Annotated in this window: 16 protein-coding genes; 11 read left to right on the top strand and 5 right to left on the bottom strand. The window is 71.5% G+C overall.

Going from position 1 to position 20,087, the window contains the following annotated elements; genetic code table 11:
• Positions 1–39 precede the first annotated feature (39 nt).
• The 3 genes from ACG01O_RS13455 to ACG01O_RS13445 form a co-directional block, all read right to left on the bottom strand.
• Positions 40–438: a response regulator gene (locus tag ACG01O_RS13455; RefSeq protein WP_394385380.1), complete on the bottom strand. Its 399-nt coding sequence runs from the start codon at positions 436–438 to the stop codon at positions 40–42.
• 177 nt (positions 439–615) lie between these two features.
• Positions 616–1,344, bottom strand: coding sequence for an Hpt domain-containing protein (locus ACG01O_RS13450; RefSeq protein ID WP_394385378.1), 729 nt, complete (start codon positions 1,342–1,344; stop codon positions 616–618).
• A gap of 71 nt (positions 1,345–1,415) precedes the next feature.
• The gene (locus ACG01O_RS13445) at positions 1,416–2,039 is read right to left on the bottom strand and encodes a helix-turn-helix domain-containing protein (RefSeq protein ID WP_394385376.1); all 624 of its coding nucleotides are present in this window, start codon (positions 2,037–2,039) and stop codon (positions 1,416–1,418) included.
• 100 nt (positions 2,040–2,139) lie between these two features.
• On the opposite strand from ACG01O_RS13445, the gene ACG01O_RS13440 reads away from it, so the two are divergent.
• The 4 genes from ACG01O_RS13440 to ACG01O_RS13425 all read left to right on the top strand — a co-directional run bounded on the left by ACG01O_RS13440 (position 2,140) and on the right by ACG01O_RS13425 (position 8,730).
• A complete protein-coding gene (locus ACG01O_RS13440) occupies positions 2,140–2,619 on the top strand; it encodes an HD-GYP domain-containing protein (RefSeq protein WP_394385374.1) in 480 nt (159 codons plus the stop codon).
• A 21-nt stretch (positions 2,620–2,640) separates the two neighbouring features.
• On the top strand, positions 2,641–5,187 hold the full coding sequence (locus ACG01O_RS13435; protein WP_394385372.1) for a cache domain-containing sensor histidine kinase: 2,547 nt from the start codon (positions 2,641–2,643) through the stop codon (positions 5,185–5,187).
• Between the two features lie 65 nt (positions 5,188–5,252).
• Complete coding sequence (locus tag ACG01O_RS13430; protein WP_394385368.1) at positions 5,253–8,054, top strand: hypothetical protein; 2,802 nt, start codon at positions 5,253–5,255, stop codon at positions 8,052–8,054.
• An 85-nt stretch (positions 8,055–8,139) separates the two neighbouring features.
• On the top strand, positions 8,140–8,730 hold the full coding sequence (locus ACG01O_RS13425) for an HD domain-containing protein (protein WP_394385366.1): 591 nt from the start codon (positions 8,140–8,142) through the stop codon (positions 8,728–8,730).
• A gap of 7 nt (positions 8,731–8,737) precedes the next feature.
• On the opposite strand, the gene ACG01O_RS13420 is transcribed toward ACG01O_RS13425, so the two are convergent.
• Positions 8,738–9,154, bottom strand: a complete 417-nt coding sequence (locus tag ACG01O_RS13420) for a DUF1801 domain-containing protein (RefSeq protein WP_394385364.1) — start codon at positions 9,152–9,154, stop codon at positions 8,738–8,740.
• Positions 9,155–9,203: 49 nt separating this feature from the next.
• Between ACG01O_RS13420 and ACG01O_RS13415 the strand changes: the two genes are divergently transcribed.
• From ACG01O_RS13415 to ACG01O_RS13400, 4 genes are all read left to right on the top strand, one after another.
• Positions 9,204–9,872, top strand: a complete 669-nt coding sequence (locus tag ACG01O_RS13415) for a response regulator (protein WP_394385362.1) — start codon at positions 9,204–9,206, stop codon at positions 9,870–9,872.
• The gene (locus ACG01O_RS13410) at positions 9,869–11,182 is read left to right on the top strand and encodes a sensor histidine kinase (protein WP_394385360.1); all 1,314 of its coding nucleotides are present in this window, start codon (positions 9,869–9,871) and stop codon (positions 11,180–11,182) included. Before ACG01O_RS13415 ends, ACG01O_RS13410 begins: the two co-directional genes overlap by 4 nt.
• Before the next feature lie 100 nt (positions 11,183–11,282).
• A complete protein-coding gene (locus ACG01O_RS13405) occupies positions 11,283–11,867 on the top strand; it encodes a LysE family translocator (RefSeq protein ID WP_394385358.1) in 585 nt (194 codons plus the stop codon).
• Between the two features lie 10 nt (positions 11,868–11,877).
• Positions 11,878–13,350, top strand: coding sequence for an aminotransferase-like domain-containing protein (locus ACG01O_RS13400; protein ID WP_394385356.1), 1,473 nt, complete (start codon positions 11,878–11,880; stop codon positions 13,348–13,350).
• A gap of 2 nt (positions 13,351–13,352) precedes the next feature.
• On the opposite strand, the gene ACG01O_RS13395 is transcribed toward ACG01O_RS13400, so the two are convergent.
• Positions 13,353–16,118, bottom strand: a complete 2,766-nt coding sequence (locus ACG01O_RS13395; RefSeq protein ID WP_394385354.1) for a TonB-dependent receptor — start codon at positions 16,116–16,118, stop codon at positions 13,353–13,355.
• Positions 16,119–16,357: 239 nt separating this feature from the next.
• On the opposite strand from ACG01O_RS13395, the gene ACG01O_RS13390 reads away from it, so the two are divergent.
• The 3 genes from ACG01O_RS13390 to ACG01O_RS13380 are packed head-to-tail and all read left to right on the top strand — an operon-like array spanning position 16,358 to position 20,072.
• The gene (locus ACG01O_RS13390) at positions 16,358–17,575 is read left to right on the top strand and encodes a cyanophycinase (RefSeq protein ID WP_394385352.1); all 1,218 of its coding nucleotides are present in this window, start codon (positions 16,358–16,360) and stop codon (positions 17,573–17,575) included.
• A complete protein-coding gene (locus ACG01O_RS13385) occupies positions 17,572–18,690 on the top strand; it encodes a M14 family metallopeptidase (protein ID WP_394385350.1) in 1,119 nt (372 codons plus the stop codon). The genes ACG01O_RS13390 and ACG01O_RS13385 overlap by 4 nt, the downstream gene beginning before the upstream one ends.
• Positions 18,687–20,072 (top strand): YfcC family protein, encoded by a 1,386-nt coding sequence (locus tag ACG01O_RS13380; protein ID WP_394385348.1) that lies wholly within the window; start codon positions 18,687–18,689, stop codon positions 20,070–20,072. The genes ACG01O_RS13385 and ACG01O_RS13380 overlap by 4 nt, the downstream gene beginning before the upstream one ends.
• Positions 20,073–20,087 lie beyond the last annotated feature (15 nt).

The raw sequence follows: 20,087 nt of genomic DNA, 5'->3' as shown, positions 1-20,087 counted from the left end.
CTCACGCAAGGCCGTGTGGCCCGCGCGCAAAGTTTTGTGTCAGGTCCCGGACGGGGGCGACACCGCCATCCAGTGGTCCAGCTGGCGCAGCGTGGCCGCCACATCCAGTGGCTTGCGCCAATGGCCCTGGAAGCCGTGCTGGCGCGCGAGCTGCGCGGCCACCGATTCCGACTCCGCCGTCACCAGCACCGCAGGCACCTCCGCGGGCAGCCCCGTCTCGCGCAGTTGCGCCAGCAGCACGTTGCCGTCCACATCGGGCAGGTGCAGGTCGCACAGCAGCAGGTCCACCCGGCCCTGGGTCACCAGGCGGCGCGCTTCTTCACCGCTGCGCGCCACCCGCAAGGCCACGCCCTGGCGCAGCTCCAGGATGCCCTGCATCAACAGCGCGTTGACGGGGTCATCCTCGACATACAGCACCTGCCAGGCGGTCGCGCTCATGGGCGAGCCTCCGGCCCGGCGCAGCAGTCGGTTCGAGGTGACAGGGTTCGCGGGGCGGCATTCATGCGTGAAATTATCAAATCTACTGATACAGCCAGGCCAGAGGCCGCGGCGCGAAAACACACTCTCACCGAGAAATTTGCAAAAAATTCGGGAAAACCTGATGCGAAACGCGGCTCATCGGGCCCGCAATTCCGTCAAACCGAGCGCCAAAGCCTCCCAACCGGACGGCAGGGGCTGGCCCGGCGCGCACGCGGCGGCCTCGTTTTCCAGTTGCCGAGCCTGGGCCGACATGCCGGGTTCGCCGATCAGTTCCAGCACCGCCTTCAGGCCGTGGGCCACACGCCGCAGCGCAGCGGCGTCGCCCGCGGCCATGGCCGCGTGGCCTTGGGCCAGGTCGTCAGCGAAGCGTTGCAGGCAGCCTTGCCGGAACACCTCGTACATCTCGCGGTCACCGCCGAAATGCTGCGCCACGGGGTCGGGCCCGCTGCGGGGCGGGGCCACCGCCGCGCGGGCGCCGCGGGCCAGCATGTCCGCCACGGTGTCCAGCAGTTCGGTCAGCGGCACCGGCTTGCGCAGCAGGCGCGCCACCCCGCGGGACAGCAGGGCCGCGCGCCGCTCTTCCTGCACCCCGGCGCTGAACACCACCCACGGCGGCGCCCCAGGGGCCAGCGCCAGGCCGTCGGTCAGCAGCACCTCGGCCGAGCCGTCCGGCAGCATCAGGTCGCTGATCACCAACTGCCAGCCGCCCTGGGCCAGCGCCGTGCGGGCCTCGCTCACGAGGGTGGCCACGGTCAGCGTCACGGCCGGCGCCTCGGGGGCGTGGTCGGGCAGGCATTCCACCGCCAGCTCCACAAACCGGGCGATGGACGGGTCGTCTTCGATCAGCAGGATGCGGGCAGTCATGGAAGCACGTCAGGCGCGGCGCGAGCCGGCACCGGGTTGCAGGAAGCGCGTGGCGCGCAGCACAGGCGCCGTCAGGCGGACTGGTCGGCCAGCGAGGCGGTCGCCTGGGCCAGAAGCGCAGGCAGCTCCGCCACCAGCGCCGTCTTGTGCACCAGGGGCACGCCCGTCAGCGCAAAGGCGTAGGGCGCGCGCTGGGCTTCGTCCAGCGCGGTGATCACGATCAAGCGGCTGCGTGCGAACTGCGGGTGCGAGCGCAGGCTGGTGATGAGCGCGGCGCCGTCGATGCCGGGCAGCAGGATGTCGATCAGCAGCAGGTCCGGCTCCAGGCGGCCCGCCATGGCGAGGCCGGCGATGCCGTCGGACGCCACGTGCAGTTCCGCCCCGGGTAACTCGCGCTTGACCACCAGGCTGATGAGGTTCTGGAAGTGCACCGAGTCTTCGATCAGCAGCAGCGTGAGCGGCCGGGCGCCGCCGCTGGGAGTGCCCAGGGCCGGCGCGGCCGGCGCAGTGCCAGCGCGCCCTGCCAGCCACGCGTCCAGCGAGGCCCGCAGGATGCGGCGGTGCCCGCCTGGCGTCTTCCAGGCTTGCAACTCGCCACGGTCCACCATCAATTGCACGGACCGCACGGCCATGCCCAGCCGCTGGGCGGCTTCGGTGGTGGAACAGGTGTCAGGGACGGAAGTGGTTCGGTTCACAGCGAGATATTTTGCCGAATCTGACAGCGCTTGCCCCGCCTTCACTATTTGATAAAAACATTTTTATTGGACAATTCTGCAAAAACCACCGGACGTCTCCATGCCCCTGTCCGCCTCGCTCGACCTCCCCGCGTGCCGGCCCGAACCGGCGAGTGAAGCCCCCGCTTGGGCCGGGCCGAACCCGGTCGGCCGGTTGGCCGAGGCGCTGGCCCTGCACCTGGGCTGGACGGCCCCGGAGGCCCGCGTGCTGCGCGCTGCCACCGAGCCCCGCCCCACCGACCCAGCGGCGGCCACGCTGGCGGCTGAATTTGCCCGCCATCAGCACGAGCGCTGGGACGGCAACGGCCGCCCGCTGGGCTTGCGCGACACGCAGATCCCGCCGGCCTGCCGGCTGCTGGCGGTGGTGACCTGCTTCCACACCCTGACCCGCCCGCGGCCGTTTCGCCCCGCCCGGGCCGAAGACTGCGCGCTGGCAATGCTGGCCGAGCAGGCGGGCCAGGCCTTCGACCCCGCCCTGGTGGCGGCCTTCCTGCACCACGCGCCCGGCCTGCTGGACCGCTGGGGCCACGACGTCGACTGACGCCACGCGCCGGGCCCGACCATGCCGCACCGCAGCCGCTGGCGTCCCAGTCGCATCACCTTGCTGTCGGGCCTGGTGCTGGCCTGCATGGTGACGGCTGGCACCGGCTACGCCCTGTGGCGCGACCACCATGCCCGGCTGACCCAGGCCGACCTGCAGCAGACCCTGCTGGCCCGCGTGGTGGAAGAACACGCCACACGCGGCCTGGACGCCACCCGCGCCGCCCTGGAGCAACTGGCCCAAGCCACCACGCGCCGCACCCCCCACACCGAACTGCACGCCCTGATGGAGCAGACCCGCGCCAGCCTGCATTTCGTGCAGGGGCTGGCGCTGCTGGACGACCACGGCCGCGTGCTGACCGCCGTGGGCAGCGCCGCCACCGGCCCCCAGGTGCCCGCGCTGGCGATGGCGGCCTGGCGCGAAGCCGGCCCGCAGGCGATTGGCCGCTTCGTGGCCCGCACGAGCCTGGCAGCTTCCACATCGCCGTCCACATCACCCTCCACCACGCCCGGCACCGAGCCGTCCGCCCTGACCTCCCCCAGCCCGGGCTACCTGCCGGTGCTGCAGGCCTTGCCCGCCGACCCGGCGGGGCAGCACCACACCCCCGCGCTGCTGGTGGCCATGGTGAACCCGGAGGCGCTGGCCAGCCTGCATGAACTGACCGCCAACGACACCCGCGCCGCCGGCGCACTGGTGGAATACGGCGGCCGCCTGCTGGCCCGCACGCCCGATGTGCCGGTGCGACCCGGCACGCTGCTGCCCGGCCTGACCGCCGGCCACCCGGCCCTGACGCAAGACCCCGCCGTCGCCGCGCTGGAAGGCCGCTGGGACGGCACCGGCCTGCGCCCAGGCCCGCAGTTCATGCGGTTCCGCCACCTGCCGGGCCGCCCGCTGCACGTGCTGGTGGAGTTGCCGCGCAACAGCCTGCACGAGCAAACCTGGCAAGCCGTGCGCGAGCAGGGCCTGCCGGCGCTGGCGATTGCCGCCGCGCTGTTGAGCCTCACCGCGGTGGCATCCGCCGCGTTGCGCTCGCGCGAACGGTCGCTGGCGCAGCTGGACACGGTGCTGGGCCAGGTGGTGGCCCGTGAACAGGAGCTCAGCGCGATCTTCGGCACCGTGCAAGACCTGCTGTTCCGCACCGACGCCGCCGGGCGCGTGACGCTGATCAACGAGGGCTATGCGCGGCTCAGCGGTGAGCCGGTGGCCCAGGTCATCGGCCAGCCCCTGGAAGCCGTGTTCGGCGGGGCGCCCAATGTGGCCGCACTGTTCCTGCCGCAGCAGCACGCCACCGTGCAGCCGCGCCAGACGCGGGCCGACTGGGTGACCGCGGGCGGCCGCCTGCGCAGCTTCGAGATCAGCGTCGTGCCGCTGTACCGCCAGCCGGACCACCTGGAGTGGGTGGGCAGCGCCACCGACGTGAGCGCCTTGGTGCACGCCCAGGCCGAGCTGCGGGCCCAGCTCGGCCTGGCGCGCTCGCTGCTGGCCAGCAGCCCCTTGCCAATGTCGGTGCTGGACACCTTCAACCGCTACCTCGACGTGAACCGGGCCTGGGAGCAGTTCACCGGCCGCCAGCGGGCCGACGTGCTGGGCCGGCAAGCCTGCAGCGACCTGCCCCCCGACGAGGTGGCCCGCGACCGCGAGCGCGACGCCGAACTGTTGGCCCGCGGCGGCGAACTGACGTACGAAACCGTCTGGCGTGGCCGCGACGGCCGCCCCCGCGACCTGCGCGTGAGCAAGTCCACCTTCCCCGACGCGCAGGGCCGGCCCATGGGGCTGGTGGTGTGCTTCATGGACATCAGCGAATTCCGCGAGGCCGACCGTGCCGCACGCGCCGCACGCGACGCAGCGTTGGGGGCGTCGCAAGCCAAGTCCGAGTTCATCGCCAACGTCAGCCATGAACTGCGCACGCCGCTGCAGGCCATCCTCGGCTTTGCGGAACTGGGCAGCCGCCGCACCAAGGAGCAGCCCCGCGTGGGCGAGTTGTTCAGCGATGTGCACCGGGCCGGCCAGCGCATGTTGAGCCTGGTGAACGACCTGCTGGACCTGGCCAAGATCGAGCGCGGGCAGGAGCCCATCCACCCCCAGCCGCTGGACCTGCGCCCGCTGGCCCTGGAAGTGGTGCGCGAACTCACGCCGCTGTTCAGCGCCCGCGACCTGATGCTGGACGCGCAACTGGGCGGTGACGACCTGGGCGTGATGGCCGACCCGCTGCGCCTGCAGCAGCTGCTGCGCAACCTGCTGGCCAACGCGATCCGGTTCTCGCCGGTGGGGGGCCGCGTCGAGCTGGCCGCCGGGCTGGACGACGCCGGCGATGTGCGCCTGACCGTGTCCGACCAAGGCCCGGGCATCCCGCCCGACGAATTGGAGCGGGTGTTCGAGGCGTTCGTGCAGTCCAGCGGGCCGCACGACGCCGCCGGCGGCACCGGCCTGGGCCTGGCCATCTGCCGGCGCCTGGCGCAAGCGCACGGCGGCCGCATTTGGGCCGCCAACCGGCCAGGCGGCGGCGCCGTGCTGACCCTGGTGTTGCCGGCCCTGCCCCGCGAAGACAGCCGCCCGGCCCGGCTCTGAGTCGTCCCTAGAATCCGCCGCGCATTGGCGAAGGCCCCGCCACAAGGGGCTTCAGGGAGGAGCTCATGCAGTCGAGATTCAAGAGCTGGGTGGCCGGTTGGGCTGCCGCGTGGGTGCTGGCCGCTTGCGGTGGCGGCGGCGGTGGTGGGGCCAGCCCCGCGCCTGCCCCCGCACCCGCCCCCACGCCCACGCCGCCTGTGGTCAGCCCCGCCCGGGTCAGCCTCGCGGCCAGCACCCCCGCTGGGCCGGTGGCCAGCAACAGCGGCACGCAAATCCAGGTCACGGTGACCAACGACGGCGCGGCCACGGCCACCGGCGTGAGCCTGTCGCCCAACCTCGCGCCGAGCCTGAGCTACAGCGGCTTCACCTGCGCCAGCGCCGGCGGCGGCGCGTGCCCGGCGTCGTCCAACGGCGCCACCATCGCCCTGCCCGACCTGCCGGCCAAGGCCAGCGTGACCCTGGTGCTCAGCATCACGCTCACGCCGGGCACCACCGGGCCGCTGACCAGCATGCCCGCGGTGCAGGCCGCCAACGACGACGTCACCACCGACAACACCGCCGCCGTGGTGGTGCAGGCCTACACGGCCGACGTGCGTGTGACCGGCAGCGGCCCCACCGCACCCGTGGCCGCGGGCAGCACCGTGCCCTACGTGATGACGGTCAGCAACATCGGCCCGGACGAAGCGCGCGATGTGGTCATCACGAACACGCTGGGCGACTTCCAGACCCTGGGCGTGCTCGGCTGCAAGGCCAGCGGCGGCGCCACCTGCCCCGAGGTGCTGTCGTACAGCATGGTGGTGCCCCGGCTGCCCAAGGGCGCCAGCCTGGAGTTCACCGTGCCCGCCACGGTGCTGGGCGGCGTGAGCGGCAGCATCGCCAACGTCATGACCGCGCGCACCCTGGGCGACCCGGTGGACACCAACAACGCCGCCGCGGTGCAACTCTCGGCCTACGTGCCCACCCCGGTGGTGCAGCCCGGCCAAAGCGTGATCACGCTGCAAAGCGACGGGGGCGACTTCATCGGCGCCGGGCGCAGCTACTTCTACACCCGCGCCAATGCCAACCTCACGGTGCGCGCCGTGGACAACCGGCTGCTGGTGCAGGTGACGGGCGACGACTACTGGTACGGCAACTTCCAGCTGCCCGACGGCACGCCCCAGGTGCAGCCCGGCAGCTTCAGCGGGCTCAAGCGCTATCCCTTCCACAACCCCACGGCCGGCGGGCTGGACTGGACCGGCAACGGCCGCGGCTGCAACGAGCTGACCGGCAGCTTCACCATCACCAGCGCCACCTACGTGGCCGGCGCACTGAGTGCGGTGGAGATGAACTTCGAGCAGCACTGCGAAGGGGCCGGGCCCGCACTGCGCGGTCAGATCAAGTGGTACGCCAGTGACACCACCACGCCACCCGGGCCGGTGAACCCGCCGCCCGCCAACCTGTGGGCGCCCGCTGCCGGCAGCACGCCCGCGAGCGGCAACTATGTCTACTTGCAAAGCGACACGGGCGACTTCATCGGCAACGGCCGCCGCTACACCTACACGCAGGCCGACGCGGTGCTCACCGTGAACGTGGCGGGCGGCGGCGTCTCGGTGAACGTGAGCGGCGACCAGGGCTGGTCGGGCAGCTTCCAGGCCATGCAGGGCCTGGCCCAACTGCAGCCCGGCTACTACGGCAACCTGCAGCGATCGGGCTTCGCCAACCCCACCCGCGGTGGGCTGGACTGGGGCGGCGAGGCGCGGGGCTGCAACACGCTGACCGGCTGGTTCGTGGTGGACCGCGTCAGCTGGGTGAACGGCGCATTGGCCGCGCTGGACCTGCGCTTTGAACAGCACTGCGAGGGCGCCACGCCCGCGTTGCGCGGCAAGGTGCACTGGGAGGCCGGCGACCGCACGGCCCCCGCCGGCCCGGTCAGCCCGCCTCCGGCCGACCTGTGGGCGCCGGCCGCCGGCAGCACGCCGGCCAGCGGCAACTACGTCCACCTGGTCAGCGATGTGGGCGACTTCATCGGCGGCGGCCGCACCCAGACCTACACGCAAAGCAACGCCGTGCTGGGCGTGCAACTGAGCGGCGCCAAACTGACCGTGGCGGTCAGCGGCGACCAGGGCTGGGGCGGCACTTTCTTGGCCATGAACACGGTGGCGGACCTGCAGCCCGGCTATTACGGGTCGCTGATGCGCTACCCCTTCGGCAACCCCACGCGGGGCAGCATGGAATGGAGCGGCGACGGCCGCGGCTGCAACCGCCTGACCGGCTGGTTCGTCGTCGACAGCCTGACCCGCGTGAACGGCCAGTTGACGGCGCTGGACCTGCGCTTCGAGCAGCACTGCGAAGGCATGGGCCCGGCCCTGCGCGGCAAGGTGCACTGGGAAGCCGGCGACCGCACCGTGCCACCGGGGCCGGTCAACCCGCCGCCCGCCACGCTGTGGGCCCCCGCGGCAGGCAGCACGCCGGCCAGCGGCGCCTACGTCTACCTCACCAGCGACGCGGGCGACTACATCGGCCAAGGCCGCACCAGCACCTACACCCGCAGCAATGCGGTGCTGGGCGTGCGGCTCAGCGGCACGCAACTCACCGTGAGCGTGAATGGCGATCAATCCTGGACGGGCGACTTCGCCGGCATGAACAGCATTGCCACACTGCAACCCGGCTACTACGGCAACCTGCAGCGTTACCCCTTCGTGAACCCCACGCGCGGCGGGCTCAACTGGGGCGGCGAGGGCCGCAACTGCAACATGCTCACCGGCTGGTTTGCCATCGACAGCCTCACCCTCGTGAACGGCCAGGTGGCTGCACTGGACCTGCGCTTCGAGCAGCACTGCGAGGGCGCCACCCCCGCCCTGCGCGGCAAAGTGCACTGGGTGCCTTGATGGGTTGATGGCTGACGCGCGTGACACAGGTGACAGCGGCGGCGACCCCGCCGCCGCAGAATCCAACGCACACCCAGGAGACGCCATGACCGCCCGCGCCCGCTTCACCCGCATGGACCACAGCACCCGCGAGGACTGGGCGCTCATCGTGCCCGAGGCCGTGAAGATGGCCCGCGCCCTGCCCGACCGGGTGCTGACCCACCTGCGCCTGCTGGACGGTGACTTCGGCGGCTTTCCGGTGGACCGGCTCACCCACTGCCTGCAAACCGCCACGCTCGCCCACCGCGACGGGCGCGACGAGGAGTACGTGTGCTGCGCGCTGCTGCACGACATCGGCGACACGCTGGGCAGCTTCAACCACCCGGACATCGCCGCCGCCATCCTCAAGCCCTTTGTGAGCGAGGCCAACCACTGGATGGTGCAGCACCACGGCATCTTCCAGGGCTACAACTTCTTCCACCACATCGGCCTGAACCGCGACATGCGCGAGCAGTTCCGCGGCCACGAGCACTTCGAGCGCACGGCCGAGTTCGTGGCGCTCTACGACAACCCCGCCTTCGACCCCGCCGCCGAGGCCCTGCCGCTGGAGTTCTTCGAGCCCATGCTGCGCCGCCTGATGGCCCAGCCGCGCCAGTCCATCTACAAGGCCGCGATGGACCCGCGGCCGGCGGGCTGAGGCTGGTTCACCGCTTCTTCGGCTTCGCCGTGGCCCGGTTGGCCGCAATGGCGGCACGAATCAAGGCCTGCAAGGCCGGCCCATCCGGCATGTCGCCCTCCCCCACATCGATCGCGCGGCGGGCGTTGCCCTCCAGGCTGGCGTTGAACAGCCCGGTCGGGTCGGGCAGCGACGCGCCCTTGGGGAAGGTCATCTTCACCGCCGCCTTGTAGGCCTCGCCGGTGCAGACGATGCCGTCGCACGACCACACCGGGTTGCTCCACTTCCACTCTTCCACGATGCCGGGGTCGGCCGCGCGAATGAGCGCGCGCAGCGTGGCCAGCGTCTCGCCGCGCCAGCCGCCGAGGGTGGCGATGCGTTCGTCGATGAGGACACCGGCGTCAGATGCAGCATCCGACGCGGCGCGAGGGTCAGGTGTGTTCATGACGTGGCAGCTTAGAGCCACAGCGCGGCCACGGCAAAATTCCGCCGCCATGCGCCTGCTGCTTGTTGAAGACGACCCCATGATCGGCGAAAGCCTGCGCGAGGCCCTGCGCCGCCAGGGCTTTGCGGCCGACTGGCTGCGCGACGGCCAGGCGGCCGATGCGGTGCTGGCCAGCGGCGAGCGCTTTGACGCCGTGCTGCTGGACCTGGGCCTGCCCAAACGCGGCGGGCTGGAGGTGCTGCAGCGCCTGCGCGCCCGCGGCGACGCCACGCCCGTGCTCGTGATGACCGCACGCGACGCGCTCACCGACAAGGTGGCCGGCCTGGACGCCGGCGCCGACGACTACCTCGTCAAGCCCTTCGAGCTGGACGAGCTGCTGGCCCGGCTGCGCGCCGTGACCCGCCGCCACGGCGGCCGCACCGACCCCGCGCTGAGCGTGGCCGACCTGCGCCTGAACCCGGCTACGCGCGAAGTGACCCGCGCCGGCAAACCGGTGCTGCTGTCGGCCCGCGAATTCGCGCTGCTGGAGGCGCTGCTGGAGCGCCCCGGCGCCATCGTGTCGCGCGCCCAGCTGGAAGACCGCCTCTACGGCTGGGGCGAAGAGCTGGAGAGCAACGCGATCAGCGTCTACATGCACCAGCTGCGAAAGAAGCTCGGCGCCGACCTGCTCCACACCGTGCGGGGCCTGGGCTACTACGCCGGCCCTGAAAAATCATGAAATGGCTCTCCACCCTGCGCGGCCGGCTGTTTGCGCTGCTGGCCGTGCTCGGCGCCGTGACAGCGCTGGCCGTGGCGGGGGCCACGTACTTCAGCGTGCGCGCCGAGGCCGATGCCTTGTTCGACTACCAGCTGCGTCAGACGGCGCTGTCGCTGCGCGACCAGGGCCGCGTGGCGCCCGACGAGGCCGCCGCGCTGAACGACCCGAGCTTTGACTACGTGGTGCAGATCTGGTCGCTGCAGGGGCTGGAGCTGTATTCCAGCCGGCCGCAGGGCCTGACCGAGCCGCTGCCGGCCAAGGCGGTGCTGGGCTACTCGGACCTGCGCCTGGGCGGCCAGGCCTGGCGGGTGTTCAGCGCCGCCACGCCGTTGCGCGTGGTGCAGGTGGCCCAGCCCCTGGCCGTGCGGCAAAAGCTGGCCGCCGTGGCGGCGCTGCGCAGCGTGGTGCCGGTGGCCGTGGCGCTGCCGCTGGTGGCGGCGGCGCTGTGGTGGTTGATTGGCGTTTCGCTGGCGCCGCTGGCCCGGGTGGTGCAAGCCGCGCAATCGGGCCACGCCAACGCGCTGGCGCCGCTGCCCAGCGCCGGCCTGCCCGGCGAGATTGCCCCGCTGGTGGAGGCCTTCAACGGCCTGCTGGGCCGCCTGGCCACGGCCTTCGACGCGCAGCGCAGCTTTGTGGCCGACGCCGCCCACGAGTTGCGCACGCCGCTCACCGCACTGAAGCTGCAACTGGGCCTGCTGCGCGACGCGGCCCCGGGCCCGCAGCAGGACGAAGCCATCGCCCGCCTGCGCAGCGGCATCGACCGCGCCGTGCGCCTGGTGGAACAACTGCTGGCGCTGGCCCGTGCCGAGCCCGGCGCCGCAGCCGCCGCCCAGGCGCTGGACCTGGCCGCCCTGGCGCAGCAGACCGTGGCCGACCTGCGCCCGCTGGCCGAGCGCGCCGGCGTGGCCCTGCACGTGACCGCGCCCGACGTGCTGCCGTTGGAAGGCGACCCGCAAGCGCTGCGCAGCGCGCTGCGCAACCTGGTGGAGAACGCGCTGAAGTACGGCGCGCGCACCGTGGAGGTCAGCGCCCTGCGCGGGCCGCGCGGCGCACCGCTGCTGCGGGTGGACGACGACGGCCCCGGCATTCCGCCCGAGCAGCGCGAGCGGGTGTTCGACCGCTTCCAGCGCGGCGAACACGCGGGTGTGGAGGGCAGCGGCCTGGGTCTGGCCATCGTGCGAGCCGCCGCACGCCAGCAAGGGGCCCGCGTGGTGCTGGGCACGGCGCCGCTGGGCGGGCTGCGGGCCGAGATCGCCTGGCCCGACGCTTGAGGCCACCGGCCTTGTGTGGGTGGCCGCACTGATACAGCGCCCCCGCAGCACCGCCCTGCTGTAGCTTCACGCCCACGCCGCCCGCCGCTGCAATGGCGGCATGGACGACCTGATGCCCCTGCTGACCTACTGCACGCTGATGTCCGGCACGCCCGGCCCCAACAACATGATGCTGGTGGCCAGCGGCGCGCACCACGGCTACCGGCGCACGTTGCCGGCCATCCTGGGCATCAACGCGGGCGGCGCGGTGCAGACCTTCGTCACCTGCCTGGGCCTGGGGGCCCTGTTCCTGGCCTGGCCGCTGGCGCACACCGCGCTCAAGCTGGCCGGCACGGCCTACATGCTGGTGCTGGCCTGGAAGCTGGCCGGCGCGCCCGCCGCACAAGACCGCCCGCCCGCGCAGATGCGCTTCACGCACGCCGCGCTGTTCCAGGCCGTCAACCCCAAGAGCTGGATCAAGGCGATCACGCTCGCCTCGGTGTTCATGCCCACCGGCCTGGGCCTGGTGCAGGGCGCGCTGGTGGTGAGCGCATTGGGCGCAGCGGTGGGCTTTCCGTGCGTGTCGATGTGGGCGCTGTTCGGCACCTGGATCGGTCGCTTCCTGAAGAGCCCCGCGCGGCGCCGGGCCTTCAATGCCATCATGGCCGCCTCCCTCGCCGTGCTGGCGCTCATGCTTCTTCGTTGAAGGTCTGCTGATGTTCTCGCTGGACCGCGACTCCTCCACCCCGCTGGCCGACCAGATCGAGCAGCGCCTGCACGCGCTGATTGCCGCCACGCAGCTGCCGCCCGGTGCCCGGCTGAGCTCCATCCGCCAGCTGGCCACGCAACTGGGCGTCAGCCCCAACACCGTGGTCACGGCCTATGACCGCCTGGTGGCCGCCGGCCTGATCGACTCCCGTGGCACTGCCGGCTTCTACGTGGCCGAAGGCCCCGCCAACGCCATGCCCGACGCCGCCCGCGTGGAAGCCGGCGAGGAGCAGGAGGCCGTGTGGCTGGCCCAGCAGGCCAACGACCAGCGCGCCGGCGTGCTGCTGGCCAGCAGCGGCGCCCTGCCCGCCACCTGGCTGGAAGACGCCGTGCCCGCCGCCGCCGTGCAACGCGGCCTGGCCCGCGCCCAGGCCGGCATGGCCTCGCGCTGCCCGCCGCAAGGCCTGCCGGAGCTGCGCGAGCGCATCGCCACGCTGCTGCGCAGCCAGGGCGTGGCGGTGGACGCCGGCCGCGTGCTCACCACCTACGGCGGCACGCACGCCATCGACCTGATCTGCCGCGCCTTCCTGCGCCCGGGCGACACCGTGGCGGTGGAAACACCGGGCTACTTCCTGTTGTTCGACCGGCTGCGCCAGGCGGGCGTGAACCTGGTGCCCGTGCCACGCCGGCACGACGGCATCGACCTCGCGGCGCTGGACGCCGCCTGCACCCAGCACCGCCCGCGGCTGCTGTTCATCCAGAGCGTGCTGCACAACCCCACCGGCTGGGGCAGCAGCGCGGCCAACCTGCACCGCGTGCTGATGCTGGCCCAGCGCCACCACCTGCTCATTGCCGAAGACGATGTGCAAGGCCACTTCCACCCCGGCACGCCCACGGCGCCCACCCGGCTGGCGCAACTGTCGGGGCTGGACAGCGTCATCTACTACTCCAGCTTCGCCAAGGCCATGAGCCCGGCGCTGCGGCTGGGCTACATGGCCGCCGAGCCCACGCTGCTGAAGGCCCTGCTGCGCGAAAAGATCGTGTCGGTGCTGACCACCGCCGCACTGAATGAATTCGTGCTGCTGGAGGTGCTGGCCGCGGGCCGCTGGCGCAAGCACCTGGACCGCTTGCAGCAGCGCCTGGGCTCCGCGCGCGTGGCCGCCGCCCGCCAGCTGCGCGAGGCCGGCGTGCAGCTGGAGCACGCGGGCGAGGGCGGCCTTTTCCTGTGGGGTTCACTGCCGCCTGCGGTGGATGTGGACGGCCTCGTGAAGGAGGCCTTTCGCCGCGGCATCTTGCTGGTGCGCGGTGCCACCTTCGCGGCCGATGGCGCGGCCGACGCGCACCTGCGCTTCAACGTCGCCTTCAGCCAGCAACCCCGCCTGGCTGACTTTCTGCGCGAGCAGCTGGGCGCGGCAGCCAGCACCCAGGCGGCGCTGGCCCGGGCGCGCGGCGTGCTGGCACCCGGGCTCAGCCGGGCCTGAACTCAGCGCAGCTGGTAGCTCAGCGACACGAAGACGCTGCGGCCGCGCGGGTCGCCGTAGGTCGGGTCCCAGGTCACCTGGAAGTAGCGCGACTGGTTGGTGAAGTGCGGTGCGGTGTCGGCCACGTTCAGGATGCCGCCGCGCACGCGCAGCTCCGGCGTGATGCGGTAGCTGGCGGTCAGGTCCCACAGTGAGTAGGCCTTGACGTCGCGGTTGTTGTAGGCCGGGGCGGCCAGGCCGTCCACGTTCTGGTCGCGGTAGCTGGAGAGGTAGGTGTTCGTCACCGTCACGCTGGCCGGGCCCCAGTCCCAGTCGACGTTGAGCTTGTGGCGCCAGCGTTGCACGGCCTTGTCGTCCTTGAACTTGCCCAGGCCGTCCACCAGCGGCGAGCGCGGGTCGGTGGCGAACTTGTATTCGGTGATCAGCGTGCCGTTCAGGCCCGCACCGAAGGTGCCGTAGGCCGTGGCCTCGCCGCGCCAGTTCAGCGACACATCGAAGCCCGAGGTGTTGAGCTTGCCGCGGTTCTCCTTCTTCACGGTGATGAAGTCCACGAAGCCGTCGGCATCACGCGCCACCACCTTGGGGTCGTTGTAGAGGGCGGGCGTGGTGAAGATGGTTTCTTCGCCGATCTGGGAAATGATGTCGGACTTGCGGATGCTCCAGTAGTCCACGCTGCCCAGCAGGCCGCGGACTGGCTCGAACACCAGGCCCAGGCTCGCTTGCTTGCTCTTCTCGGGCTTGAGCTCGGGGTTGGCGTAGCGGTCGATGTTGAGCTGGCCCACTTCACCGCTCACGGGGTCTCGCACAAAGCTGGCGGTGATGCCTGAGCGCAGCGGCAGGAACATTTCCGACACCGTCGGCGCACGGAACCCCGTGCCGTAGGACGCACGCGTCAGCACCTGCTTGCTCGGCCGCCAGCTCAGGCCCAGCTTGGGATTGGTGGTGCTGAGGTCGGGCGAGGTGGTCTTGGTGGCCGCGTCGTACACGCCGTTGTAGCGGTCATGCCGCAGCGCGAACTGCGCCTCCAACTCACGGGTGATGGGCGCACTGACTTCGGCGAACACGCCGGCCACGTTGCGGGAATGGTCGGTGTCGGCCAGCAGCTCGCCGGAGCTGGAGCGGTCGCCGTTCACGTCATTGCCTTTGAGCACATCGGTGGCGCGGAACTCGGTCTTTTCCTTGCGCAGCTCGGCACCCAGCGCCAGCATCACATCGCCGCCGCCCAGCTGGCCGATGGCCCGGGTGAGCTTGCCGTCCAGGCTGGTGGACGTGCCCTTGCTGATGCGGGCCGCGCCGTCCAGGCGGATGGAGTCCATGAAGGCGCGGCCGGCGCTGCGGTCAGCGGGCATCACGAAGGGGTTGTAGGCGCCCGCCTTCAGGCCCGCTTCCAGCTTGCTGAGCGACACCCACCCGGAGAGGTCGGTGTCGGTCGCCTTGTTGGTGCTTTGGCTCAGCGCGGTGTCGTAGTCCCAGCCGGCCACGGTGCCGGTGGCGCCCAGCACCAGGCGTGTCGCGTCGCTTTGCACGCGGCTCGTGCGCTGGCCGGCGTCTTCCAGGCGGAAGCGGAAGTCCACCGCGCCGAGCACGCCGGTCACGCTCTGCAGCGACTGGGGCAGCGTGATGCCCGCGCTGGTGCGAAAGCGCGCGGTGGCCGGCGACGCGGCGTAGTCGGTCTGGGCGCGGGCCAGCATCAGCTCGGCAAACACCTGGTTGTCGTCGTCCAGCTGCGCCGTGACGCGGCTCAACAGGCTTTGCTTGCTGGCCTTGGGGTAGATCTGCGAGCCGGCCACGTAGTCGTACGAGCAGCCTTCGCGGCCGCCCAGGCTGGTGCCGTCGACGAAGTTCGCGTTGGGCGCGCCGGTGCAGCTGGCCTTGCCGAAGTTCACGCGGCGCGAGCCGGAGTTGGGGCCGCCCGGGTTCCAGGTGCCGTCGGCGTTCGTGCCCTTGAGCGCGGTGCCGGGGTTGACGCGCACGAAGTTGTTCAGCGCGGCGAGCTGGGCGCTGCTCAGGTCCACGTTGGCCGGGAAGGCGTTGCTGGAGGCCTGCGGCGGCAGGCTGGTGGGCAGGCTGTATTCACGGATGAATTGGCGCTGCGAGGCATCCAGCGCGCCGAGCTTTTGCAGGTCCAGCGTGGCAAAGGCGTTGAAGCCATCGCGCTTCAAGTCGCCGAAGCCGCCGCCCAGCGTCACGGTGGTCTTGGCCGCACCGCCCTCGTGGCTCCTGAGGGCGTAGGCGCTGACGTCCGCGCCCTGGTAGTCCTTGCGGGTGATGAAGTTGATGACGCCGCCCATCGCGTCGGTGCCGTAGATGGCGGAGGCGCCGTCCTTCAGCACCTCCACGCGCTGGATGGCGCCGGACGGGATGCTGTTGAGGTCCACGCCGGCGTCGTCGCCCGGGCTGGCGAAATTGGCCAGGCGCCGGCCGTTGAGCAGCGCCAGCGTGCTGGACACGCCCAGGCCGCGCAGGTTGGCGCCGTTGAAGCCGCGCTGGCCGCCGCTTTGGTCGCTGATGGAGGCGCCGTCCGTCAGGCCGCCCACGTTGGAGGTCAGCTTTTGCAGCAGCTCGGCAGCGGTGGTGACGCCCATCTTGTCGATGTCCTGGCGCTTGACCACGTCCACCGGCAGCGCGGTTTCACCGTCGATGCGCTTGATGCTGGAGCCGGTGACCTCCACGCGTTCGAGCTTCTGGTCTTGGGCGTGGGCGGTCAGGGTGATGGCGCACAGCAGCGCGGCATGGGCGAGCGGGTGCCGGGTGAAGGAGCGGGTCATGAAGGCCTCGGGTGGAGTGGGGTGGGAGCGAATGCCTTCAGGTTAGGGAGCCCGTCTCTGACTTGCCTATGGGGTTTCGGCGTGCCGGTCGCTTCTGCACAAGTGCGCGTCGCTTCGCCGCAAGCGGCCTGTGCGGCCCTTGCGCCGATGCGACATGCAATTGCGTCCGCGGTGCATCACGCACCGCTTTGAGGCCCTACCCGCTGGTTGCCGCGCCACTGCACTGACAAGATGGCCCCATGAGATTCCTGAAACCCCTTCTGCTGGCCGCCTGCTGCTGGGCGGCCAGCGCGCAGGCGGGCACCGCCATCGTCATTGGCGGCGCGCTGCGCGCCGACAACGACGCGGTGTGGCAGCGCATCGTGGACGAAGCCGGCGGCACCGGCGCGCGCATCGCGGTGTTCGCCACCGCAGCCGGCAACCCCGAGCGCAGCGCGGCCTCCATCGTGGCCGCGCTGAACCGGCGCGGCGCGCAGGCTGAGGCCATTCCCATCGCGCCGCGCCTGGTGGGCGTGGACCTGCAAGCCAATCTGCGCGACCCGGTGCTGCTGGACAAGGTGCGCCAGTCGCGGGGCGTGTTCTTCTCCGGCGGTGCGCAGGAATACATCGTCGACAGCCTGCAGCCCGCCGGCCAGCCCACCGAGATGCTGCAAGCCATCCGCAGCGTGCTGGCGCGTGGCGGCGTGGTGGCCGGCAGCAGCGCGGGCGCGGCCATCATGAGCCGCATGATGTTCCGGGACCCACCCGGCAACCACCTCGTCCTGAAGGGCCAGTGGCGTGAGGGCCAAGAGTTCGACCGGGGCCTGGCCTTCATCGAACCCGACGTGTTCATCGACCAGCACTTCCTCAAGCGCGGCCGCATCGGGCGCCTGCTGCCGGCCCTGCGGGCGCTGGGCTTCCAGCAGGGTCTGGGCATTGAAGAGAACTCGGCCGCGGTGTTCAAGGGTGCCCAGGTGGAAATCATCGGCGCGCGCGGCGCGCTGCTGGTGGACCTGCGCGAGGCCACCAGCAACGCCGACCAGACCGCGTTCAACCTGCGCGGCGCGCAACTCAGCTACCTCGACCGTGGCGATCGGCACGACTTCAGCACCGGCGTCAGCACGCCATCAGCCGCCAAGCTGCGCGAGCCCATGGCCCACGCCACCGCCCCCAACGCCGAAGCGCTGCAGCAGGGCAGCCCGTACTTCATGGACATCCTGGGCGACCAGGCCATCGTCAACGCCATGGCCTACCTGTTCGACACCGGCCTGCCCGAGGTGCGCGGCCTGGCCTACCAGATGCGCCCCCGGCCGGGCGACCCGGCGCCCGACCTCGGCTTCGAGTTCCGCCTGTACCGCGGCCCCGGCAGCGCCGCGTGGTTCAGCAGCGCCCAAGGCGGCGAGGACGTCACCGTGCTCAAGGCCCGCCTGGACGTCATTCCCGTGCGCGTTGCGCAACCGCTTCTCTCCCCGCGATGAAAACCCTCCTCCATGACCTGCCGGCCGCCAGCGCCGGCACGCAGCGCCGTGTGCGCAGCCTGCACTTCGGCGCCGGCACCTCGGGCCGCAAGGCCTACCTGCAGGCCGCCCTGCATGCCGACGAAGTGCCGCCCATGTGGGTGGCCCAAGCGCTGATCGAGCGCTTCACGGCGCTGGAAGCTGCGGGCGCCATCGCCGGCGAGATCGTGCTCGTGCCCATGGCCAACCCCATCGGCCTGGCGCAAGACGTGCAAGGCAGCGCCTTCGGCCGCTTCGACCTGGGCACCGGCATCAACTTCAACCGGCAGTTCCGCCACCTCACGCCGGCTGTCATCGCAGCGCTGGAGGGGCGGCTGGGGCCCGACCTCGCCGCCAACACCCGCACCGTTCGCGCCGCCTGCCGCAGCCTGCTGGCCGCCTGGCAACCGGCCAGCGAGGCCGAGGCGCTGAAGCACCTGCTGCAAAGCCTGGCGGCCGACGCCGACCTGGTGCTGGACCTGCACTGCGACAACGAAGCCGTGATGCACGTCTACACCGGCACCCCGCAGGCGCAGGCGCTGCAGCCCCTGGCCGCCTACCTGGGCGCGCAGGCCCTGCTGGTGGCCGAGGTGTCGGGCGACGACCCGTTCGATGAAACCCTGGCCCGCCTGTGGTGGGAACTCGCCGCGCACTTCCACGGCCGCTATCCCATCGACCCCCAGGGCTGCCTGGCCGCCACGGTGGAGCTGCGCGGAGAAACCGAGGTCAGCCCCGCCCTCGCCGGCCAAGACGCGGACGCCCTGGTGGCGGCGCTGTGCCAGCTGGGCCACATCGACCGCCCCGCGCCACCCGTGCCCGCAGGCTGCCCGGCCACGCCGCTGGAAGGCGTGGAGCCGGTGACCGCCCCGGTCAGCGGCATCGTGGTGTTTGCAAAGGCACCGGGCGACTGGGTGAACGCGGGCGACCTGGTGGCCGAGATCGTGTGCCCCCTGACCGACACCCGCACCCCGCTGCACGCGCGCACAACCGGGCGCTGCTTCGCCCGCAGCTCGCGCCGCTTCGCCACGCGCGGCATGCGCCTGGCCAAGATTGCCGGGGCCACGCCCTACCGCTCGGGCAAGTTGCTGTCGCCATGAAGCTCAAGCTGCCCAACACCTACGTGCTGCTGTTCGCGCTGCTCGCGCTGATCGCAGCGGCCACCTGGATCGTCCCGGGCGGGCGCTTCGAGACCGAGCTCGTCAACGGCAAGAAGGTCATCGTGGCCGGCAGCTTCCACCTCGTGGAGGCCCGCCCGCAAGGGCTGGTGGCGCTGCTGACCGCGCCCATCAAGGGCTTCGTGGAAGCGTCACTCATCATCGGCTTCGTGCTGACGGTGGGCGGCGCCTTCGCGGTGCTGCAACGCACCGAGGCCATCGACGCGATGATCAAGTCGGTCGCCCGCGCGCACCGCAACTCAGGCCTGGTGCGGGCGCTGGTGATCCCAGTCTTCGTGACGCTGTTCTCGCTGGGCGGCGCCACCTTCGGCATGGCCGAGGAAGCCATTCCCTTCGTGCTCATCTTCATCCCGCTGGCACTCGCGCTGCGGCTGGACACGCTCACCGGCGTGGCCATCCCGTTCGTGGGCTCGCAGGTGGGGTTTGCCACCGCGTTCCTGAACCCCTTCAACGTGGGCGTGGCGCAGGGCATTGCCGGCGTGCCGCTGTTCTCGGGTCTGGGCTACCGCGCGCTGTGCTGGGCCCTGGCCACGGGGCTGACCATCGCCTTCCTGCAGTGGTGGGCCGCACGCATCCGCCGCACGCCCGAGCTGAGCCCCACGTTTGCGATGGACCAGCAGCGCCGCCAGACGCTGGACCTTGCCAGCTTCGAGGCATTCGCCGGCATGACCGGCCGGCACCGCGTGGTGCTGGGGCTGTTTACCGCCACGCTCGTGGTCATGATCGGCGGCGTGGTGCAGTTCGGCTGGTACATCGAGGAGATCGCCGCCCTCTTCCTCGTCATGGCGCTGGCCGTGGGCGCCGTGGCCCGGCTGTCGGCTGACGAGTTCATGGCCGCCTTCCTGCACGGCGCGCGCGACCTCGTGGGCACGGCCCTCGTCATCGCCCTGGCCAAGGGCACGGTCATCCTCATGCGCGAGGGCCAGATCATCGACACCCTGCTGAACGCGCTGGCCCCGCTGGTGGCCTCCAGCACGCCGGTGCTGGCCGCGCAGAAGATGTTTGCGATCCAGTCGGTCATCAACTTCTTCATCCACTCCGGCACGGGCCAGGCTGCGCTCACCATGCCCGTCATGGCCCCGCTGGCCGATCTGGTGGGCGTGACCCGCCAGACCGCGGTGCTGGCTTTCCAGTTCGGCGAGCTCACCACGCCGGTCATTCCCACCTCGGGCATCACGGTGGGCGTGCTGGCGCTGTCGGGCGTGCCCTTTGGCACCTGGCTGCGCTGGATGCTGCCGCTGCAGGCCGCCTACCTCGTTCTGGCCCTGGCCTTGCTGGCGGTGGCGGCGCTGCAGGCCTGGTGATGCGACGATGCCGGG

Origin of the sequence: Pelomonas baiyunensis (assembly GCF_043555935.1) — a bacterium.
GTDB classification, from domain to species: Bacteria; Pseudomonadota; Gammaproteobacteria; order Burkholderiales; family Burkholderiaceae_C; genus Pelomonas; species Pelomonas baiyunensis.
Note: the sequence above shows the minus strand (reverse complement) of the source record. Positions and strands in the feature narration are given on the sequence as shown.

Coding starts and splice junctions, on each gene's coding strand:
- ACG01O_RS13455 (WP_394385380.1), bottom strand. CDS start 438: ATGAGCGCGACCGCCTGGCAGGTGCTGTATGTCGAGGATGACCCCGTC.
- ACG01O_RS13450 (WP_394385378.1), bottom strand. CDS start 1,344: ATGACTGCCCGCATCCTGCTGATCGAAGACGACCCGTCCATCGCCCGG.
- ACG01O_RS13440 (WP_394385374.1), top strand. CDS start 2,140: ATGCCCCTGTCCGCCTCGCTCGACCTCCCCGCGTGCCGGCCCGAACCG.
- ACG01O_RS13435 (WP_394385372.1), top strand. CDS start 2,641: ATGCCGCACCGCAGCCGCTGGCGTCCCAGTCGCATCACCTTGCTGTCG.
- ACG01O_RS13430 (WP_394385368.1), top strand. CDS start 5,253: ATGCAGTCGAGATTCAAGAGCTGGGTGGCCGGTTGGGCTGCCGCGTGG.
- ACG01O_RS13425 (WP_394385366.1), top strand. CDS start 8,140: ATGACCGCCCGCGCCCGCTTCACCCGCATGGACCACAGCACCCGCGAG.
- ACG01O_RS13420 (WP_394385364.1), bottom strand. CDS start 9,154: ATGAACACACCTGACCCTCGCGCCGCGTCGGATGCTGCATCTGACGCC.
- ACG01O_RS13415 (WP_394385362.1), top strand. CDS start 9,204: ATGCGCCTGCTGCTTGTTGAAGACGACCCCATGATCGGCGAAAGCCTG.
- ACG01O_RS13410 (WP_394385360.1), top strand. CDS start 9,869: ATGAAATGGCTCTCCACCCTGCGCGGCCGGCTGTTTGCGCTGCTGGCC.
- ACG01O_RS13405 (WP_394385358.1), top strand. CDS start 11,283: ATGGACGACCTGATGCCCCTGCTGACCTACTGCACGCTGATGTCCGGC.
- ACG01O_RS13400 (WP_394385356.1), top strand. CDS start 11,878: ATGTTCTCGCTGGACCGCGACTCCTCCACCCCGCTGGCCGACCAGATC.
- ACG01O_RS13395 (WP_394385354.1), bottom strand. CDS start 16,118: ATGACCCGCTCCTTCACCCGGCACCCGCTCGCCCATGCCGCGCTGCTG.
- ACG01O_RS13390 (WP_394385352.1), top strand. CDS start 16,358: ATGAGATTCCTGAAACCCCTTCTGCTGGCCGCCTGCTGCTGGGCGGCC.
- ACG01O_RS13385 (WP_394385350.1), top strand. CDS start 17,572: ATGAAAACCCTCCTCCATGACCTGCCGGCCGCCAGCGCCGGCACGCAG.
- ACG01O_RS13380 (WP_394385348.1), top strand. CDS start 18,687: ATGAAGCTCAAGCTGCCCAACACCTACGTGCTGCTGTTCGCGCTGCTC.